Annotated in this window: 20 protein-coding genes; 4 read left to right on the forward strand and 16 right to left on the reverse strand. The window is 36.6% G+C overall.

The features are described from left to right. Window positions 1-61 precede the first annotated feature (61 nt). The 5 genes from HHU08_RS21365 to HHU08_RS21385 form a co-directional block, all read right to left on the reverse strand. Window positions 62-1,546 (reverse strand): aldehyde dehydrogenase family protein, encoded by a 1,485-nt coding sequence (locus HHU08_RS21365; protein ID WP_016205103.1) that lies wholly within the window; start codon window positions 1,544-1,546, stop codon window positions 62-64. A gap of 194 nt (window positions 1,547-1,740) precedes the next feature. After that, window positions 1,741-2,364 carry a YesL family protein gene (locus HHU08_RS21370; RefSeq protein ID WP_169189277.1) on the reverse strand — a complete coding sequence of 208 codons (624 nt, stop codon included), beginning with the start codon at window positions 2,362-2,364 and terminating at the stop codon, window positions 1,741-1,743. A 109-nt stretch (window positions 2,365-2,473) separates the two neighbouring features. Next, window positions 2,474-3,367 (reverse strand): carbohydrate ABC transporter permease, encoded by an 894-nt coding sequence (locus HHU08_RS21375; protein ID WP_101729509.1) that lies wholly within the window; start codon window positions 3,365-3,367, stop codon window positions 2,474-2,476. Between the two features lie 13 nt (window positions 3,368-3,380). Then, window positions 3,381-4,250, reverse strand: coding sequence for an ABC transporter permease (locus HHU08_RS21380; protein ID WP_051994053.1), 870 nt, complete (start codon window positions 4,248-4,250; stop codon window positions 3,381-3,383). Between the two features lie 185 nt (window positions 4,251-4,435). Further along, window positions 4,436-6,109 carry a type 2 periplasmic-binding domain-containing protein gene (locus HHU08_RS21385; protein WP_169189278.1) on the reverse strand — a complete coding sequence of 558 codons (1,674 nt, stop codon included), beginning with the start codon at window positions 6,107-6,109 and terminating at the stop codon, window positions 4,436-4,438. A gap of 223 nt (window positions 6,110-6,332) precedes the next feature. On the opposite strand from HHU08_RS21385, the gene HHU08_RS21390 reads away from it, so the two are divergent. Next, a complete protein-coding gene (locus HHU08_RS21390) occupies window positions 6,333-7,886 on the forward strand; it encodes a response regulator transcription factor (protein ID WP_101729511.1) in 1,554 nt (517 codons plus the stop codon). After that, window positions 7,886-9,598, forward strand: coding sequence for a sensor histidine kinase (locus HHU08_RS21395; RefSeq protein ID WP_169189279.1), 1,713 nt, complete (start codon window positions 7,886-7,888; stop codon window positions 9,596-9,598). Before HHU08_RS21390 ends, HHU08_RS21395 begins: the two co-directional genes overlap by 1 nt. Before the next feature lie 66 nt (window positions 9,599-9,664). Here the strand turns inward: HHU08_RS21395 and HHU08_RS21400 are convergent, their stop codons facing one another. From HHU08_RS21400 to gnd, 9 genes are all read right to left on the reverse strand, one after another. Next, window positions 9,665-10,294 (reverse strand): bifunctional 2-keto-4-hydroxyglutarate aldolase/2-keto-3-deoxy-6-phosphogluconate aldolase, encoded by a 630-nt coding sequence (locus HHU08_RS21400; RefSeq protein WP_169189280.1) that lies wholly within the window; start codon window positions 10,292-10,294, stop codon window positions 9,665-9,667. Between the two features lie 19 nt (window positions 10,295-10,313). Next, window positions 10,314-11,237: a phosphoglycerate dehydrogenase gene (locus HHU08_RS21405; protein WP_169189281.1), complete on the reverse strand. Its 924-nt coding sequence runs from the start codon at window positions 11,235-11,237 to the stop codon at window positions 10,314-10,316. Between the two features lie 38 nt (window positions 11,238-11,275). Beyond that, window positions 11,276-11,941: an HAD family hydrolase gene (locus HHU08_RS21410; RefSeq protein WP_205835672.1), complete on the reverse strand. Its 666-nt coding sequence runs from the start codon at window positions 11,939-11,941 to the stop codon at window positions 11,276-11,278. A 59-nt stretch (window positions 11,942-12,000) separates the two neighbouring features. Further along, a complete protein-coding gene (locus HHU08_RS21415) occupies window positions 12,001-12,993 on the reverse strand; it encodes a D-isomer specific 2-hydroxyacid dehydrogenase family protein (protein WP_169189735.1) in 993 nt (330 codons plus the stop codon). 72 nt (window positions 12,994-13,065) lie between these two features. After that, a complete protein-coding gene (locus HHU08_RS21420; protein WP_169189283.1) occupies window positions 13,066-13,560 on the reverse strand; it encodes a PTS system mannose/fructose/N-acetylgalactosamine-transporter subunit IIB in 495 nt (164 codons plus the stop codon). Window positions 13,561-13,587: 27 nt separating this feature from the next. Continuing rightward, window positions 13,588-14,001, reverse strand: a complete 414-nt coding sequence (locus tag HHU08_RS21425) for a PTS sugar transporter subunit IIA (protein ID WP_169189284.1) — start codon at window positions 13,999-14,001, stop codon at window positions 13,588-13,590. 287 nt (window positions 14,002-14,288) lie between these two features. Then, the gene (locus HHU08_RS21430; RefSeq protein WP_169189285.1) at window positions 14,289-15,158 is read right to left on the reverse strand and encodes a PTS system mannose/fructose/sorbose family transporter subunit IID; all 870 of its coding nucleotides are present in this window, start codon (window positions 15,156-15,158) and stop codon (window positions 14,289-14,291) included. A gap of 25 nt (window positions 15,159-15,183) precedes the next feature. Then, a complete protein-coding gene (locus HHU08_RS21435; RefSeq protein ID WP_169189286.1) occupies window positions 15,184-15,951 on the reverse strand; it encodes a PTS sugar transporter subunit IIC in 768 nt (255 codons plus the stop codon). Window positions 15,952-16,060: 109 nt separating this feature from the next. Continuing rightward, entirely contained in the window at window positions 16,061-16,957 is an 897-nt protein-coding gene (gene gnd, locus HHU08_RS21440; protein ID WP_169189287.1) for a phosphogluconate dehydrogenase (NAD(+)-dependent, decarboxylating), read from the reverse strand. Between the two features lie 447 nt (window positions 16,958-17,404). On the opposite strand from gnd, the gene HHU08_RS21445 reads away from it, so the two are divergent. Together HHU08_RS21445 and HHU08_RS25595 are read left to right on the forward strand one after the other, a co-directional pair. Next, window positions 17,405-17,851, forward strand: coding sequence for a helix-turn-helix domain-containing protein (locus HHU08_RS21445; protein WP_169189288.1), 447 nt, complete (start codon window positions 17,405-17,407; stop codon window positions 17,849-17,851). Window positions 17,852-17,859: 8 nt separating this feature from the next. After that, on the forward strand, window positions 17,860-18,141 hold the full coding sequence (locus HHU08_RS25595) for a DUF1731 domain-containing protein (protein ID WP_205835673.1): 282 nt from the start codon (window positions 17,860-17,862) through the stop codon (window positions 18,139-18,141). A 314-nt stretch (window positions 18,142-18,455) separates the two neighbouring features. On the opposite strand, the gene HHU08_RS21455 is transcribed toward HHU08_RS25595, so the two are convergent. After that, window positions 18,456-18,950, reverse strand: a complete 495-nt coding sequence (locus HHU08_RS21455; RefSeq protein ID WP_101729515.1) for a competence protein ComK — start codon at window positions 18,948-18,950, stop codon at window positions 18,456-18,458. Window positions 18,951-18,977: 27 nt separating this feature from the next. After that, on the reverse strand, window positions 18,978-19,217 hold the full coding sequence (locus HHU08_RS21460; RefSeq protein WP_016205095.1) for a helix-turn-helix domain-containing protein: 240 nt from the start codon (window positions 19,215-19,217) through the stop codon (window positions 18,978-18,980). Between the last annotated feature and the right edge of the window lie 294 nt (window positions 19,218-19,511).

Below are 19,511 nucleotides of genomic sequence, written 5' to 3' on the forward strand. Positions count from 1 at the left end.
GCCTCTGATTCTATATCATTTATTCAATAAGGGAGACACAAGAACCGTCCCCTTGCTTTCCTTATTGCATGGAAACCCAAACGCTCTTTACTTCGGTGTAGTTATTTAATGCGTAGGAGCCCATTTCGCGACCAATGCCAGATTGCTTGTAGCCGCCGAATGGGGAAGCTGCGTCAAATGTGTTATAGCAGTTGACCCAAACGGTTCCGGCGCGTAATTTGCTGGCGATATAGTGGGCATTGGCGATATCTCGTGTCCAAACGCCTGCTGCCAATCCGTAATTACTGTTGTTTGCACGATTGATTAACTCATCTAAATCGTCATATGGCATAGCAGAAATAACTGGTCCAAAGATTTCCTCCTTGGCAATCGTCATTTCATCCCGCACATCTGCAAAAACGGTTGGAGAAACGAAGTAACCTTCTTCACGTGGATTGAAACCACCCGCGACAAGTTGTGCTCCTTCGTTTAACCCTCTCTCAATATAGCCAAGAACTCGCTGTTGCTGCTCAACGGAAACAAGTGGTCCAATTTCTGTATCAGCATGGATTCCAGCACCTTGTTTCATCTTTTTCGCTTGTGCAGCCATATCTGCAACAACATTATCAAATTGCTTCTTCTGAATAAACACCCGAGAACCAGCACAGCATACCTGGCCTTGGTTGAACATAACACCGTTAAACGCACCTGGAATAGCTTTTGTTAAATCCGCATCTGGCAAGATAATATTTGGTGATTTTCCGCCAAGCTCAAGTGTTACTCTTTTCAATGTTTTAGAGGCATTTGCCATGATCATTTTTCCAACTTCTGTGGATCCTGTAAAGGCAATTTTATCTACTAAAGGATGATCAACTAATGGTTGACCAGCTGTTTCTCCAAAGCCAGGAACAATGTTCACAACTCCATCTGGGAAACCAGCTTCCTTAATTAATTCGGCTAAATAAAGCGCGGATAATGGCGTTTGCTCAGCAGGCTTCAATACAACCGTGCATCCAGTTGCAAGAGCAGCTCCAAGCTTCCACATTGCCATTAAAAGTGGGAAATTCCAAGGAATGATTTGTCCTACTACCCCTACCGCTTCATGACGCGTATAGTTAAAGTATGGTCCACTAACAGGAATCGTTTGTCCTGTAATTTTTGTACACCAACCAGCATAATAGCGCATATGTTCAATTGCTAATGGAATGTCCGCGTTCGTAGTCTCGCGAATCGGCTTTCCGTTATCTAACGTTTCTAATTGGGCAAGTTCTGCACTGTTTTCCTCCATCAAATCGGCCAGTATGTACATAAGACGACTGCGCTCAGAAGCACTCATTTTTGACCATGGTCCCACATCGAAAGCCTTACGTGCAGCATTCACTGCCAAATCAATATCTTCTGGACCTGCTTCATATACACTTGCTAAAACCTCATCTGTCGCTGGATTATAACTGTCGAACGTTTTTTGTGATTTACTCTCTACAAATTCACCATTAATAAATAACTTTTTCTTACCACTTAGGAACTTTTCAACCTTTTCTTTTAAAACTACAGTCTGTTGGTTCATCGAATTCCTCCTTAAAAAGTAGATAATTTAATGGTCATGCACCAATATAAGAAAACGCTTACAAAAACAATGTTAACACTGTGGAAATAGAGATACAACTAATAAAAGAAGAAATATTTCGGGGAAATTTGACATTGCGACGGCATGTGACAGATAGCGACAGGGGACGCGGAGGCAGAGGGACGGTTCCCTCTTCACTTCTCATATCCTTCATAAATATGGAGGATAATAAAAGTATTTATATAAGCAAAGAAGGAAAAGCCAATAAATAGACAAAAGTATAAAAGAAAGAAAAAGGAATAGACTGATATCCACAAAGTTATAATGGGAATTATAGTAATCATAAGGACAGAAATTGTTTTAATGGGGTGAACTAGCGCTATCTTCCATGTATTAATGATTGAATCCTTTACTGAATTTTCAAATCTTGCAACATAAGGAAAAATAAAGTTAAACAATAGGAAGTAAGCAAAAGAAAATAGACCAAGACTTACCTTAACAAGGAAAAGTAAATTTCCTGTATATTGATTCAGGTAATAGTAATCCATATACAACACAATGCCGACTGCTAATAAAATCAACCATATGATGGTACTCTGTTTAAAGTTTTTTTGAAGGGCAGCGACATATCCCCTAATGATTGATACATCCTCATTTCTAGCCATTTTTATTGTTATCGAATACATAGCTGTTAGTGCCGATCCTATTGTAACAATAGGCAAACAAGAAATGAGAAATAGAGCATTTAATAGTAATAAATCAACTATTTTTGCTAGAAATCGGTAGAAAGGTCCATTCCATTCAAAAATATTATTCACCGCAATTCCTTCCTTTCCTAAGTTTAGAGGTTATCCTTTCTAATAAAACCACAAGAATGAGTTTCACTGGATAACCTCATTCTTTTTCCTTTTAAACAAATCAATCTGGCTATTCTTTCACCGAACCTACTACAATACCAGTAATAAAGTATTTTTGCAGCATTGGGTAGATTAATAGCAATGGAACACAGGAAACAACAATTTTTGCTGCATTAAGATTCTTGTTAGATACTTCTCCTGCATTTGCTAGGTCACTTGAAGTTGCTCCAGCTTTTAGCATTTCCTCAATACTGATTGTCAATGATTGGATATATGTCATTAATGGATAATTAGTTACTTTTGTCATATAGATCAATCCTGAAAAAAAGTCATTCCAGTTTCCGACGATACTAAATAAAGCAACTGTCGCCAAAGCAGGCATTGATATCGGTATATATACTTTAATCAGTACCTGTAATGGGTTCGCGCCATCCATAATTGCTGCTTCCTCTAGTGATTTGGGAACGCCGATAAAAAAATTCATTACAAGGATAATGCTGAAAACTTGAACAGCTCCTGGAAGAACTAGTGCCCAAATCGTATTCAACATATCAAGGTTTTTCACAACCAAATAGGTTGGAATCATTCCGCCATTAAATAGCATCGCGAAGATAAGCAAATTCATATAGATTCCTCTGCCTCTAAACTCTCTTTTGGTTTTCGAAAGAGGATAGGCCATAGTAACAATTAACACCATGTTAATAACCAATGACAATATTACTCTTTGAATCGAAATACCAAAGGAGCGCCAAAACTGACTATCTTCCATAATCATTTTATATGCCTCAAAGGTCGTATTAATTGGTGTTAGACCAACCTTATTACTAGCTACTGCATCGCCTCCGCTAAATGATATCGCTACAATATTCCACAGTGGAAGCAAACAAGTAAGGGCAAGGAAAATGACGATTGCATAAATAGTTAATCTGCCACATCGTGCAGAAAAGCTCTTATTTTCTATCATGCGTTCTTCCCTCCTAGAATAATTTGCGATCAGTATATTTTTTTGCTGCATTATTTGCTGATATAATCAGGATTATTCCAATTACTGATTTAAATAAACCTACTGCTGTACCAAAGCTATACTCCCGACCCATTAATCCTACTCGGTAGACATAAGTGTCCAGTATATCACCTGATTCATATACCATTGGTGAATAAAGATTATACACTTGATCAAATCCAGCATTTAAAACATTAGGCAAACTTAATACTGCCAACAATAGGATAATCGGCAGCATACCGGGAAGGGTAATGTTCCAGATTCGCTTCCACCAATTTGCGCCATCTATGCTTGCTGCCTCATGAAGACCAGGATCAATAGCTGTTAATGCTGCCAAATAAACAATTGAATTATAACCAAACTCTTTCCATACGTCTGTCCCTATCAGCAACGGTTGAAAAAGTTTATTACTTCCAAGAAAATTCAGCTTGTCTATGCCAAAAAAAGCAAGAATTTGATTGATTGTTCCATCTAGGCTGAACATATTAACTACCACAGATGCTAGCACTACCCATGAAAGAAAGTGTGGTAAGTAAACAATTGTTTGAATGGATTTCTTAAGCAGTTTCAATCTAACTTCATTTAATAGGATAGCGAAAACGATCGCCAACAGAGATCCTAAAACGATTTTTCCGATAGCGATAACAATTGTGTTTCTGAAAAGTTTACCGATATCAGGTAAAGAGAACATATACTTGAAATGTTCGAAACCTACAAATTCTGAAGCCCTAATTCCTTTTGCAGGTACATAATCTTGAAATGCCATGATTACCCCAAACATTGGAACAAACGTAAAGATAATCAAAAAAATCATTCCAGGAAGCAACATCGAATGATAAAACATTTCTTCTTTCGTTACTATTTTTTTTGTTTTTTTCCTTTTTGTGCTAGCTAATGGATCCTTACCATTTTCTATTTTCAAATGCGGCTGCTGAAACATTCTAACCCCTCCTTACAATTCAGCTGTTCTAATGATGACTTTCCTTCCTAATAGAAGAATTACATGATTAGAACAGCTTAGAATCTATCTTATTTATTGGCTAACTCTTCTTTTATCTCAGCAGCTATTTCGTCGCCTCCTTGTTTCTTCCAATTAGCTACAAAGGTGTCGAAATAATCTAGTGGCTTATTACCTGTAACAATTTTAATAAAATCTTCCTCTTCTAATTTTAAAAGATTGGCACCCTTTTTCTCCATGGTTGGAGTATTACCGAAAAATACAGGGGTAGTCCAATTGAATTGCTCTTCGTTTGTAAATTTATCGATCATACTCATACCAAGCATTCTCGAATGATATTTTGCCCATTCAGACGTTCCTGCACCTTCTGGATCATTTTGATATGCCATTACACTTTTCGCATCGATTTTTAAACCAGCAGTAGGAATATCATCCATGGAAATTTTCCCTTCCACAGCTTCTTGAATATATTTATATTCGTCTATAATATTTGTGGATTTATAAACTTCAATATTAAATGGTCTTGTAGAACCATCCACTGCCAACTCGCCATATTTATAGATTTCTGGATAATCTTTCTGTAAGTCATCCGCGTTTAAAATTTCATCATAGAATAAGTTTAATATTTTTATTGCTAATTCTGGATGCTCATAATCTTTCCGGACAACAATAAATTGACCTGTTGGGTTATTATGAAATACATTTACTTTACCGTTTTCTCCTTCTATTGCATAAGCAGCAAACTCAGCATTCTTATCCATTCCTCTTACTGTTGATAATCCCCAATCCGGTATATGCCATGGTCCCGTAACTATCCCCGTTTGACCGTTAGTAACAAGTGCCATAATATCATCCCATGTTCTTGTTCCAAACTGAGGATCTATGATACCTTTTTTAAACCAATCTGCCATTACCCCTAATGCTTGTTTCGTTTCTTCGGTTGTAGAACCATTGACAATATTTCCTTTACTATCTTCTAACCACATTCGAGGATGAGCATTAAACACTCCGGCAATGCTAGTCATATTCATGCCGCTACCACCATAATCACCTGCATTTAACCAAGAAGCAAATGGAATACCCACTGGATTCCCCGTGGAACCTGGATCCTTATCAACAAACGCTTTTGCAGTGCTCTCTAACTCGTCTAAAGTAATTTGTCTGTCTCCATCTGTATCCAATTTAATCCCTAATGTATCCATCCAATCTTTCCTAATCCACACTATATTTGGCGCAGAATCTCCAATTGTACCTGGAATAGCCATCAATTTCCCGTCAAATGTAGCATCTTCTAGCGTTCTGTTATCATACGTGCCATAAACCTCTTTAATGAAATCGCTTGCATTTTTATCATACACTTCCGTCAAGTCAGCAATTAGGTCATTTTCCACTAGCTCTTTCAGCTCTTCACGACTATCTACACGCATCATATCTGGCAACTCACCGGATGCGATCGCAAGTGCAACTTGACGATTATAGTCATCGCCTTCTGCTTCGAATTGATCCACTATTTTAGCATCTAGTTTCTCTTCTACTAATCTTGTATATGCATTGTTTTCATAAGTGTCTCCTTCAGGCAATTTAGAATTTGCTGCGGTTACCCGTCCCATCGTAATGATGGTTTTCCCATCTTCTGTCACACTGTCACCGGATGAAGAATTATCCATACATGCTGCTAGTGATAGTGTTAATGAAGTTGCCATTAATCCTAATGCCGCACGCTTACAAAATGTTTTGTATTTCATAAAATGTCCTCCCTTTTTTATATAAGTGATAGCAAATGAAATAAGTTTTTTAAGAAATCTTACATGTTACCAAAATATAGTTAAAGTTTACTTGATTAACAAAGAGATGAATATATTAAATAAACCGTTTTCATGTACTTTTTTCCGGAAGTTTTTCTGTTCATCATTAATAAAAAGGACAATATGTTATAATCAACTAGAATTTTAGTCAGGAGGTATTACTATGTATCGTATATTAATAGCAGATGATGAAAAGGACGAACGTAGCGTTATTCGTTTTCTTCTTGATAAATTTCAATTTCAACTCGATATTATAGAAGCAGCTAATGGAAAAGATGCTATCCACTTATTAGAGAAAGAATCCATTGATATCTTATTTACCGATGTGAAAATGCCTTTTGTCAATGGCATAGATTTAGCTAAAATGGCCAAGTCTATAAATCCTAATATACAACTTATTTTTTTTAGCGGCCATGATGATTTCCATTTTGTCAAAAATGCCTTGTCGCTGCGAGCCGTTGACTATATATTAAAACCAGTTAATCCAAATGAATTAAAACAAACGATATCTTCTGTTATCCAAAACATGGAACAACAAAATCGGGAGCTGAAGCGAGAAAAATCGAATATTGCTTTCCTTAAAAATCATCTCTTATATCGGTTATTGAATGGCACCTCCATAGATGTACTAAAAAATGAATACCCTTTCATAGATATAGATTATTTACATGAATATAGACGAATGATACTGATGCAATTTGATGTACCTTTATTTGATAAATTGCTCAAAGAAGAGACCTCCCTACTTTTTGCACAAATCAAGCAATGTATGGAAGGAATGTCTTTTGACTATCTTCATCTAAATCCCTATCAATTATTACTTCTATTAAAGAAGCCAATAGAGCAAACAGAAATAAGACTGATAGCCAAGAATATTTATCAGCAGATTCACTCCACTTTTGGGATACATGGTTATTTTTCTATTAGTGAAGAAGTGGAAGCACCGGAAAACATTCCAGAACGATTTAAACAAATCGAATATTATTTAGAAGATCGATTTTTCTATAAAGATAACTATCTTTATCCGATTGAATGTGGAAAGTTAGAACAAGAGGAATATCTAGAACAGGATGAAAATTTTCTGCTATCGATACAGAATGCTATTCAATATGTAGATACGTTTAGCTTTCGACTTAGCATAGATACCCTTTTTCAAAAATATCATAGCCAAAAGCAAATATCGCATATTTACGTTCGTTTTTTCTTTTCACGATTGCTTCAGATTTTATGTAATGCATTACCTGAGTACAAAGAAACGATTTTGAATAAAAAAATATCAGCTATTTATACATGCACTCATTTTTCAGAAATAGAACAAATAATAGAAGAAGTAAAAAGGAATGTCTTATCCTTCCTAGAGAAAAAGGAAAAGTCACCTAAACATGTAATTCATATTGTAAAGCAATATATCCATGAACATTATGTCGAAGACTTAAGCCTAAATATTCTTGCTGATAAAGTATACCTATCACCGCGTTATTTAAGTGAAGTATTTATTCAAGAAACTGGTTCTGGGATAAATAAATATATAAAACAGGTTCGAATGGATTCGGCCAAGAATCTACTAATTCATACAAATATGAAAGTCAATGATATTTGCAAGCAAGTGGGATATCAAAATATTTCCTATTTTGTCCGCAGTTTCCGTGAAAGTTTTGGTCTAAGTCCTGAAAAATTCAGACAATCAAATGGAAAGACGAAAGAGAAGACGAACTGATGAATAAGCTATCCCAATGGTTTAAAGATTTAAAATATCGCAGAAAAATATTAGTGATCTGCCTTCTATCCAGTTTATTGCCTGTTACTGCATTAGGAAGCTATTGCTATTTTCAAATTCAAAAACTATTAATCAATCGAGAAAAGGAAGTATTAGAAGAATCCTTACACCAGGCTATTCTAAGTCTTGATTATAAAATCAATTCCTATAATGATGCAATGAATCAAATTGTTTGGAATCAAAATATAAAAAGCGGATTAACCGCTAATTATGACAATAACTTTGATATGTATACTATGTACCGTGATCATCTTAAGCCACTTATTTTCAATGTAAAAAATTCACAAACCGATATCAATCGGATAACAGTTTATAGCAATAACAATACATTATTCCCACATGGGAACTTTCTTCGACCTCTTACAGATGTAGGAAAATCAGAATGGTTTCCGGAAGTAATCAGCAATGCTTCCGCCCATTTAATCGTTTCTTCTGATAAAAGCTCTTTTGAAATGGTCAGCAAAATATTTGATTATAACGGAAACAATATAAATATTGTCTACATGGATATCCATTATCAATCTTTCTTTAATCCGTTATCCAATCTATTTGAAAATTCCTATGGCCTCATTATTTTAGATGAGAAAAAGCAACCTGTTTACATCCATCAAAACTTTAATAAAAAAGGAACATCTCATACACTCTCAGCAGGCGAGTTGTTAAACAAAATCAATAATGGGTCACTTAAAACCGAATATGTGTATAAAAGTGCTAATTTCCAATCAAACGAGTGGTCTGCTTATTTATTTCGACCATTGGATATCGTATCTCAATCTACTTCACCTATTATGACTTGGGTAATTATTGTTATTGTCCTATGTATTTTTACTCTCTATCTTTCTATTTTTTTTCTTTCAAAGGTTGTGGTCCGGCCATTGGAGTTACTTGCAGCCAATATGAAGCAAATTGAAAAAGGAGACTTAACCGTTACTGTAACCCATTCCTCGCGAGACGAAATTGGCGATGTAATTGGACAGTTTGGAGACATGGTTCACAATCTCCAAGAAATGATTGATGAAGTTTATAAAAGCAAAATTGCCCAGCAAGAATATGAAATGAAAGCACTACAAGCACAAATCAACCCGCATTTTTTTTATAATAGCCTTTCTCTAATTAATAGTAAGGCTATCCTTGTGGAGCAAGAAGACATTAGCGAGATGGCACAACTCCTTTCGACGTTTTATCGCACTACCTTAAATAAAGGGAAAAATATGATAACCGTTAAAGATGAACTAGAAAATACGATTTCCTATATGAAAATACAGCAAATGATGCATAGCAATTCCTTTGATCTTTCTATCAATGTGGACGATCAAATACTTGGATATACAATGATTAACTTACTACTTCAGCCACTAGTAGAAAATGCAATTAATCACGGAATAGACCATAAAGAAGATAGAGAGAGAGGAATAGTAACGATTATCGGAAAACAGACAGATAACGATCTCCTATTTACTATTTCGGATAACGGTCCTGGTATGGAACCAGAAATACTAGAAACCATTCTAACTACCAAAACAAAAGGATATGGCGTACAGAATGTTCATCATCGAATTAAGTTGGCCTATGGAGAAGCATATGGTTTATCCTATACTAGCAAGCGAGGAAAGGGGACAACGGTAGAGGTACAAATACCAAAGGTTTTATAGATAGAATGATAGAGGACGGTTTTTTATGGAGGGTATTGTCCTCGTAAAAACCGTCCCTATGTTTCCCTATTTCACAATCGCAACAAATTTTTCTGCTTCGTGGGTGACTGCTTCGTAATCTCCTGTAGTGGCTCCTTTAGTTAAGCTTGAGCCTGTTCCTATGGCGAAGGCGCCATTTTTGATCCATTCGCTCGCGTTTTCTACGGTGACGCCTCCACTTGGCATGAAGTTTCCTTGTGGAAGTGGTCCTTTAAAATCTTTGACAACACTTGGTCCAAAGGCTCCACCTGGGAAGACTTTGATGACGTCTGCGCCAAGTTCTATAGCAGTTAACGCTTCAGTTGGTGACATAACGCCTGGCATAACGGCAACACGATAGCGATGACACATAGTAATTACTTCAGGTGAGAGATTTGGTCCTACTATGAATTTTGCTCCTGCCAAGATAGCTAGGCGTGCTGTTTCAGGATCTAATACCGTACCAGCACCAACTATTACCTCCTCTCCTGCGTATTTGTCAGATAGCTTTTTTATAACATCTAACGCGCCCGGAACCGTCATGGTAAGCTCTAAAAACTTAATTCCACCTTGACGTATTGCCTCACTTACGAGCAATCCTTGTTCTTCATTTTGTGCTCGAATAACTGCTACAACCTTTTCCTCTCTCATTTTTGATAAAATTTCAATTTTATCCATAAAAGATCACCTTTTCGTTTTATTTGAAATTTGCAAGGATATTCTCCACCGCCATTAAGCTCATTTTGTTGACTGCATCGACACTGGAAGCAGCGGCATGTGCTCCTACAATAATATTATCCAGCTCAAGTAATTCTTTCTTTTCAGGTGGTTCTTTTTTGAAAACATCAAGCCCTGCTCCCCAAATTTTCTTGTTTTTTAGGACTTCATAAAGGGCGTCCTCATCAATAAGTTCTCCGCGAGCTGTGTTGACCAACACGGCTGTATCCTTCATTGTGCTGAATTCTTTCTCACTAAACATATTGGTTGTTTCTGGCGTTGCTGGTAAGTGAAGTGTTATAAAGTCGCTTTCTCTAATAAGCTGTTCAAGTTCAACATAGTTTACATTATATTCTTTTGCTAATTGATCATCTTGGTACATATCATAGGCAAGAACAGTCATGTCAAAGCCATATGCTCTTTTAATGACACCCTTTCCGATTGCACCTGTGCCTATAACACCAAGGGTTTTTCCGTATATCCCAATACTTGTTTTTTTGCCCCAATCCATTGCGCGGCATGATTTATCTATTTCTACTATTCTCCTAGCAATCGCTAACATAAGGGTAAAAGTAAAATCTGCGACAGAGTCTGAGTTTGCATTACGAGTAATCGTTACTGGGATATTGTTGGCTTTACAATATTCTATGTCGATATTATCTGTACCTACGCCATACTTTGAAATGACTTTTAAGTTTTTCGCGAAAGCTAATACATCAGCATTCAATGGATCCACACCCACAATGACTGCGTCTACATCAACAATTTCCTTTTTCATTTCTTCTTCTGTCAGAATTCTTCCGTATGGATTGGTAACCACCTCAAAGCCATGAGCTGTTAATATCCGCTTGGCCTCATCACTGTGCTTTCCAAATGATCGGGGAGTAATTAATACTTTGGGCATCTATCTCCCTCCTCCTTTCGTTTGCTTATTGTGGAGCCTTATAGTAGTCGTAAATACTGTTCGACTTCAGCTAAATTCACAAATTTTTTTGGTGAAAGCTTGCAGATTACTTCTGATTCTTTCACAAAATCCGGTATAAAAAATGCTGGTATGCTTGCGTTATTGGCTGCTTGAATACCTGCTGGAGAATCTTCCAGTACAATTGCATCTTTCGGCTTCACTTTTGATCGAGTACAGACTTCAAGGAAAATATCAGGACTTGGTTTCCCCTTTGGCACTTCCTCTCCCGAAACATATAAGTCTATAAATGGTAAAGTATCAGATACCGTTAGAAATCTGTTGATCACTTCAGTTGAGCTTGATGATGCAACAGCTACTTTTATGCCCTTAGACTTTAAAAATTGGAGTAATTTATCCAACCCTTCTTTTTTAAAATGAGGTCCTCTAATAAATGAGTGCTCTAATTCATACTTTTTAGAACGCATATATGCTCGCCACTCTTGAACGGGATGACTTGGCCCATAATAATCCGCCATTTTACGGACAATATCTTGATTCGTAATGCCGATAAATTGTTCAAATAGCACTCTTTCAAATTGAAAGCCATAATGGTCAGATGCAATTTGCCAAGCTTCATAGGCTAACCTTTCCGTATCAAACATTAAGCCATCCATATCAAAAATAACTAAAGATGGAAGTCCCAAACCGATTCTCCTTTCAATTGATACAACACTTGTTACAACCATCACTCTCTCGAGACAGTTTATCCCAGAAACAACTCTACATTTACCACATTGTCAGGTTTCTCTTTTTTAATACTTCTTTCTATGTCTGAAACTACTTTCTCTCCCATGCCTCTTAAGCATTCCATTGTATAAGCAGAAGTGTGTGGCGTTACAAGAACATTTTCATATTGGAAAAATGGATGAGTTTTATCAACTGGTTCTCCTTCTAAAACATCTGTTGCTAGCCCAGCAATTTTTCCACTCTCCAATGCTCGCAATACAGCATTTTGCTCCCATAATTCTCCTCGTGCAGTATTAGTGATATATACGCCTTCTTTCATTAAAGAAAATTCACTGTCAGTCAGCAGATGATAGCTTCCCTCATTAACAAAAGCATTTAACGAAATAATATCGGACTGTACTAATAATTCTTCTAAAGTAACACTTTCTGCACCTTTTTGTCTCAACTGTTCTTTTGTTTGATAGGGATCATATGCTAGTAATCTACCATTAAATCCATTCTTTAAAATCTCACCCACTCTACTTCCTATATTGCCTAATCCAATCACACCAACTGTTTTACCATTGATTTGGTGTCCAATAAACTGAGCCCGATCGGTCCAACGCCCTTCTCTTGCCGCGGTTGCTGCTGGATATGTTTTTCTCACTACTGCTAAGAGATTAGTCACTGCATTTTCAGCTACTGCATCTCTTTCTACTAATGCCGATACAATTGTCACAATCGTTCCTTTTTCTGTTGCAGCTTCGATATCAATGTTGTTATAACCAATTCCGTGACGTGAAATAATTAGTGTTTCGTCTTTTTGGTCAAAGAATTCCCTTGTAAAAAAGGGAGTGACGCTAGATATGATAATATTAAAGCCATACAATTTTTCTGCTAGTACTTTTCCAGAAGTATTTACAGGGAATGTAAATCTTTTTACCTCTCCAATTTTTTCAAGACGTTCTATTTGATCAGGGAATTTTTCTCCAAAGCTACTTGAATTTACAATTGCGATTTTATTTCCCATTGCTTTTGTTCCTTTCCACTTATATTGTTTACTACTGAACATACTTAGATGGAATGATATTAATCCTGAGAACTATTTTTTAATTGTTTTTAATCCATCAATCAACGAAACTTTTTTACTATCTGGAACAGTCTGGAAAAACACTTCGATTCCTTTTGCGTCTATTGCTTTTAAATTTTCAGCATCAGTATTAGTTAGAGCAACAGTTGGGATAACAAATTGAGCATTCCCTTTTTTTGAAACTCCGCCTACATTTAGTCTAGTAACAGGCAGGCCACTTTCAATGACTTCTTTCACACTAGCAATATGTTTAAATAGAAGGACAACAGTATCGTTTCCAAATTGATCGCTATTCCATTTTTCAACTACTTCTTGATTACTGTATACCTGAATCTTTAATCCAGAAGAAGAGTTTGTATTTATATAAATATCTTTCATAAATTCATCAGATGCTGTTTCATTATCAATAACATAAAGGGCATTCGTACCCAAACCTTTCGACCATTTTGTCATTACTTGCCCATGAATTAAGCGATCATCTACCCTTACTAAATTGATTTTCCCCATACTGGCCTCCCTTTCAACGATAAAGATTTATTTCTTTAAGAAACTCCGATTCAAATGATGGATCCCACTAGCACCTGTTCCTTGAACTGTTTCTATTAAATTTTTTGTTTCTTCTACTGTTTGGTAGAAAGTTAATAATTCAATTAACATCGGCATATTGATCCCTGTTAATATGTGTAAATCGTACTTGCATAATAAAGACAATGATACGTTAGAAGGACTGCCCCCCAATAAATCTACTAATAAAATTGTTTCTAAACCGTTTTTTTCGTTCTCTTCCACAATCTCATTTGCTTTTTCCCGCAGGGCATCCACTGATTCACCTGGTCTAAGTGCTAATGCACGCAAATTATTCTGTGGACCCATAATCATTTCAGCACTTTTAATGATCTCGATGCCGAACTCACCATGTGTAATAACCAAAATTGCCCGATTTGCCATACTCCTGCTCCTTTATTTTTTGGATAACCTAATGAAGCTATAAAGGGAAACTTCCATCAGTGAGGTTTTCCTTCCTCCCCCACAGATGGTTAGTTTAACCAATCGAACCTTTACAGACAGTTGATCCCCCACCTATCTTCCTCGTATTCTTATAAGCTTGAGGAGGCATCTTACTTTCCGGTAAGAGTGGGATAAAAGTTATTAAGTTACCCATTTTGTATTGTTAATTATGTTTTTATACTCCATTTAGAATTTATTAACCCTTAAACATCCTATAAATAGCAATCTTATAAGACTTTGATTGTCCCAAGTACAATTAATGTACCGGTTAGCCATAATAAACCTTTTGTAATATTAAAGCCCTTCTTATCAAAATATAAGTAAACGCCTAATACGGTTAATAATGGCAATAAGCCAGGTAAAATCGAGTCTAGTATGTCCTGCAGGACGAATTGCTTTTCCGATAGAGTAAAAGATAACGAGCTACTTACTTTTACATAGGATCCTGCCAATATCCCCATCATAAACAATCCAAGAACAGATAAAGCGTCAATCATGGTTTTAATCCGGCTGCCGGCTAAAATCTCTTTTGCAGCATTTCGGCCTAAACCGTAGCCCATTCTGACGAAATAGTAGCCATAAAGAAATGTTACAAGCGTGAAGCCAAGGAACGGAAACAATGCACCAAGTGGGCTACCTGCCATTGCCCATGGCAAAGCGATTGCTATAAAGATATATTGAACAGTACCTGAATCAATCGCATCTCCAATACCAGCTAGAGCACCCATCAATCCTACTTTTGTATTGTTAATCATGTCTGGGCTAGGCGCTTCTTCTTCTTTTCCTTCCGCAAGCGCTTTTGCACGAGATTCCTCAAGAGAGGCTGTAATCCCAGTCAACGTACCTCCACCCCAAATTGCTTGCGTGTTAAAGAATAATAAGTGTCTTTGATACGCCTCGCTTAGATCTTTTTTATCTTTATATAATTTTTTTAATATTGGTGTCATCCCGAATAAAAAGGAAGGAGCTACCATTCTGTCAAATGTATGGGGGATTTCATTTGCCCACCACCATCTTGACCAAGCCTTAAGCAAATCCTTTTTAGTAATAGGATCTGGATAACTCACTGGACTTTGTTTCTTTTCTTCCGTATTCATCTATTAACCCACCTTTTTAAATTTCTTAAGCTGATTCCTTTCTTCGCGTGAATAATACATAGAGACCAGCAAGAATAGCACCGAAAATAGCATAAGTAACAGTGTTAATTTGTAAGTCTTTTAAAGCAACACTCATGAAGTATGCAAGGAAGAAGAATAAAAGCAATTCCTTCTTGCCGATTACATGCATAATAACGGCAATTCCAAGAGCTGCAAGACCTCCACCAACTACTTCAAGCACGTGGATAATTGGACCGTCACTAATAGAATTTACAAAATCAGCGACAACAGGAGCTCCATAATAAAGAGCAACAAACACTAATGGGACATAAAGAATGAAACTTATGACGATAGGTATAATGATGACGGACGTAAATATTCCTCTGTCATTTACATCTGCTGCATACTTATCTAATACACGCAATGCAAACGTATTCAAAAAGAAGCGGAATTGATAAGCATAACTGCCTAATATCCCAACTGGAACTGCGATAGCTACTGCTTTTTCTGGTGTAAAATCACCTAATACTGCCACTGTTACAGCAATGGCTGCGGCAATAGCAGGTTCACTCGGTAATGCTCCTCCTGGTGCTACTGCTCCCATATAAACCAATTGAATTGCAGCCGTAATAATCATTGCTTCTGTTATATGTCCTGTAACAATTCCAACAACTAACCCCGTCATTAACGGGCTAAAGCGCAATGTTAAGGTTGCATACCCAATACCGCGGGACATAACGATTGCAACCCAAATGGCTATTATCAGTGCTTGACCAACGGATAGTGTTGCCATTTGTCTTATCACTCCCTTATGTTTTTAAAAATGTTAATAATTGCACAAACTACTACAAAGCTAACCTCCTTTCGAATAATAAAAATGAAATAATTATATTTAATATAAATTACTTCCTTATCACACTGTGCCCACCAAATTCATTACGGAGAGCAGCAACCACTTTCGCAGAAAAACTATCTTCTTCCAAAGATCGGTTTCTCATCATAAGCGACAAAGCAATAACGGGAACAGGAACTTCTAAATCTAACGCTGTTTCTACCGTCCATTTGGCCTCACCCGACGATGCCACCATTCCACGAATATTTTCGAGTCTAGCATCTTTTTTGAATGCGGATTCCATTAATTCCAAAAGCCAGCTACGAATTACGGAACCATTATTCCAGACTGTAGCTACTTTAGCTAAATCAAAATGATATTGACTTTGCTTTAGCACTTGGAATCCCTCTCCAATCGCTTGCATAAATCCATATTCAATTCCGTTATGAACCATTTTTAAGAAATGGCCACTACCAGATTCTCCTGCATATAAGTAACCATCTTGAATCGAAACACTTTTAAATATTGGATCCACACGTTCAAAAATTTCACGTTTGCCTCCAATCATTAAACATGCTCCTTCATTAGCGCCTGAAATGCCCCCAGATGTTCCAACATCTAAGAAATGCATTTTCTTTTCATCCGCTTGAGCTGCTCGGCGGACTGAGTCCTTATAATTCGCATTTCCACCATCAATCACAATGTCGTCCGCTTTCATTTTTTGAAACAGCTCGTCTATCACCAGTTCGCTAGATTTCCCTGCCGGTACCATTACCCATACCACTCTTGGAGACGGCATGCTTGTAAGCATTCGATCTATACTTTCCACAATATGTATACCGCTTTCTTTTGCACTAATTCTTGCCTCATTAGATTGGTCAAAACCATAGACAGAATGACCATTGTTTGCTAAGTTTAACGCAAGGTTGTATCCCATTTTTCCTAAACCAATCATTCCAATTTGCATTAAATCCACTCCTTGTTTTAAAACAATGCTTGTGTATTTTGAAAAAACTTTCGCTTCATTAAATTAAGTTAATAACTTTTCGGATGAGACTGTGTTTAGCAGCCAGAGTTTATTTTTAGGGATTGCTAGTCTACTAGATTTGGGAGGTAAGCTACCCCTTCTTTGAAGTGCGCACAAAAGCTTCTCGGCAACACCACGTAATAGAGTATTGTTTATTTTGAAAGTATAAGGGATCACCCAAATAACCAACTAATGACATTGGCTTGAAACAACTATGAACTTTTTTTGTTACTCTTTTTAATACTTTTTATGTAGCTTGACCTAACTGTTAGGTGCACCATCTATCCTTTATTAATTAAAATTATACACGTTTTTTCGAGTGAGTCAACTAAAAATAATCGAATTTTCGTATATTGTTACGTTTTTTCGTGTAAAGGGGGAAAAGAGTTGAAAAATATTGAAAACATAGGAGATCGCATTAAATTATTGAGGGAAAAACACGGATTATCGCAGGCAGCATTTGGAAAAAGAATTGGCGTTTCTTCTGGAAATGTTGGAGATTGGGAGAGTGATAAAAAAAAATCATTACCTGGTGCAAAAGCAATCTACGCAATTTCGAGGGAATTTGAAGTATCATCTGATTGGATACTTGGTGGAGAAGAATACATAGGGGACTCGGCACTGAGAAGCGGGAACATCCTTATAAAAGATGACAAGCCCGCAATTGGGACCAATAAACTAATGGAAACAACCTATGATTCAACTACCAATAAACTTCTAAGTTTATCTAAAGAAGCAAAAGAATTAATTGATATTTTTACTATTTTAAGTGAACGTGATGCAACCGAGCTATTAATGATTGCACGTATCAAAAGGGACCTTGATAAAAGCTAGAAGATGTTGTGGGGGCCCTTCTCTTTATCATCAATCATCCCACAATAGAAGGGCCAGTAAATTTCACCTCTCCACAACCAATAAAAATGAGTCAATTAGATCGCTGTATCAGCAATCATTTAAGACGCCCAAATTGGTTTTCTATTCCAGAACCATTATTGAAAATCGCACTTGGTGAAATGAGCCTATTAATTACGGAAGGTCAATATGTTACACCTACTGTTCTTCTTGAAAACGGATATATATTTCAGTATACAGACATGAAAGAAGCCATTAGAAGTTTATACTAGATGTACAGAGGGACGGTTCTCTTGCTTTCTTTTAACTATAAATAAAAAGAATGTCTATAGAAGAACCGCTCGGGCCCACTGAAAAAGTCTTTTTTTTTCGTGTGAAATGAAGAGCAAGCATATTTGAAAGTGAAAATAAGGTTGGTTTGGAGAGGCGTCCGCTCAACTCCTATGGGAGCTGCGAGAAAGTCCGAGACCCCGCAAGGAGGCTTGGCGCTCGCCCCATGGAAAGCGAGCGGACGCCTCGGAAAACAAATCCATCATCTTATGTTTAAAAAGTGGCTATTGTCCATCATCATTAACTAGCCAGTTTTTCAGTGCCCTCGAACCATCCCTCTGCTTCCCTCCATTGCCTTTCTTACTTTCCATGATTTTATGATTTGTGTTTCTAGAATATAAGGCGATACTTCTGTAAATACTTTTTCACTATTTTTAAAGAGGATAGCGCTTTTATATTTCTTATTGTGTTTGACTGGGTGTATATGATCAATATGCTCGGTGAATATCCATTGGCAGTGAAATTGACTTGGAGCATGGGTGGGAAATGCATAAATATTTCTAGCGGGGTTAATTGGCATTGGCAGTTTTTTCTGCATTCCTAGTTTATATGTAATGGAACGTCTTCTTCCATTATAATCAGAACCTCCAATTAATAGATTTTCCTTTATTATTTCAAAAGGAGTTTGTTTAACATAGACAGTCCGATCGATTTCTCTTACAACCGCATAATATTCTATCGCTTTAATCGGCATAATTATCATAGTGGTATCACTTGCAATATATTTATTTAGAATGATTCCTTCCTTCATCCTATACACTCCTTCTTTCTCACTCTTTTATTCCAGTTCCTCCGATTTTTCTTTAATTAGGACTGCATCCAATTGTAAATCAAGCGCTTCACAAATCTTGTATAATGTTTTCACTTTTGGTACCTTTTGTCCTCTTTCAATTTGGCCAAGATGATTTTGATTTAAGCCAGTCTCACTCGCAAGCCTAGATTGAGATAAATTCTTTTCTAACCTTCTCTTTTTCAATAGCCGATAATCAATACAACCTTTTTCCCCTCTTCCTATCAAAATTTTCACCTCCTTTAGAACTATTATGAAGGAGACTAGTTAGTTGTAGTACTTCTTGTAGGAAGGAATTTGTTAACATTTTGTTACTTTTTTAGGGATTAGATGTAAAAACTAAACCTTCGTTAAAAGACGATTAACCGTCCTCTCGCTTCCCAGAAAAATTACAGATAAAAAAAGATTCAATTTTTGGGACTCCTCCTATATAATTAGGTATATTTTACTACAAAAGAAAGGGATTACGTTTTAAGGCAGTAAATAAAATTAGAAAACAGCTCCCCTTTAGATAACTCAACA

It is taken from the genome of Niallia alba, from assembly GCF_012933555.1.
In the GTDB taxonomy this organism is placed as follows: domain Bacteria; phylum Bacillota; class Bacilli; order Bacillales; family Cytobacillaceae; genus Niallia; species Niallia alba.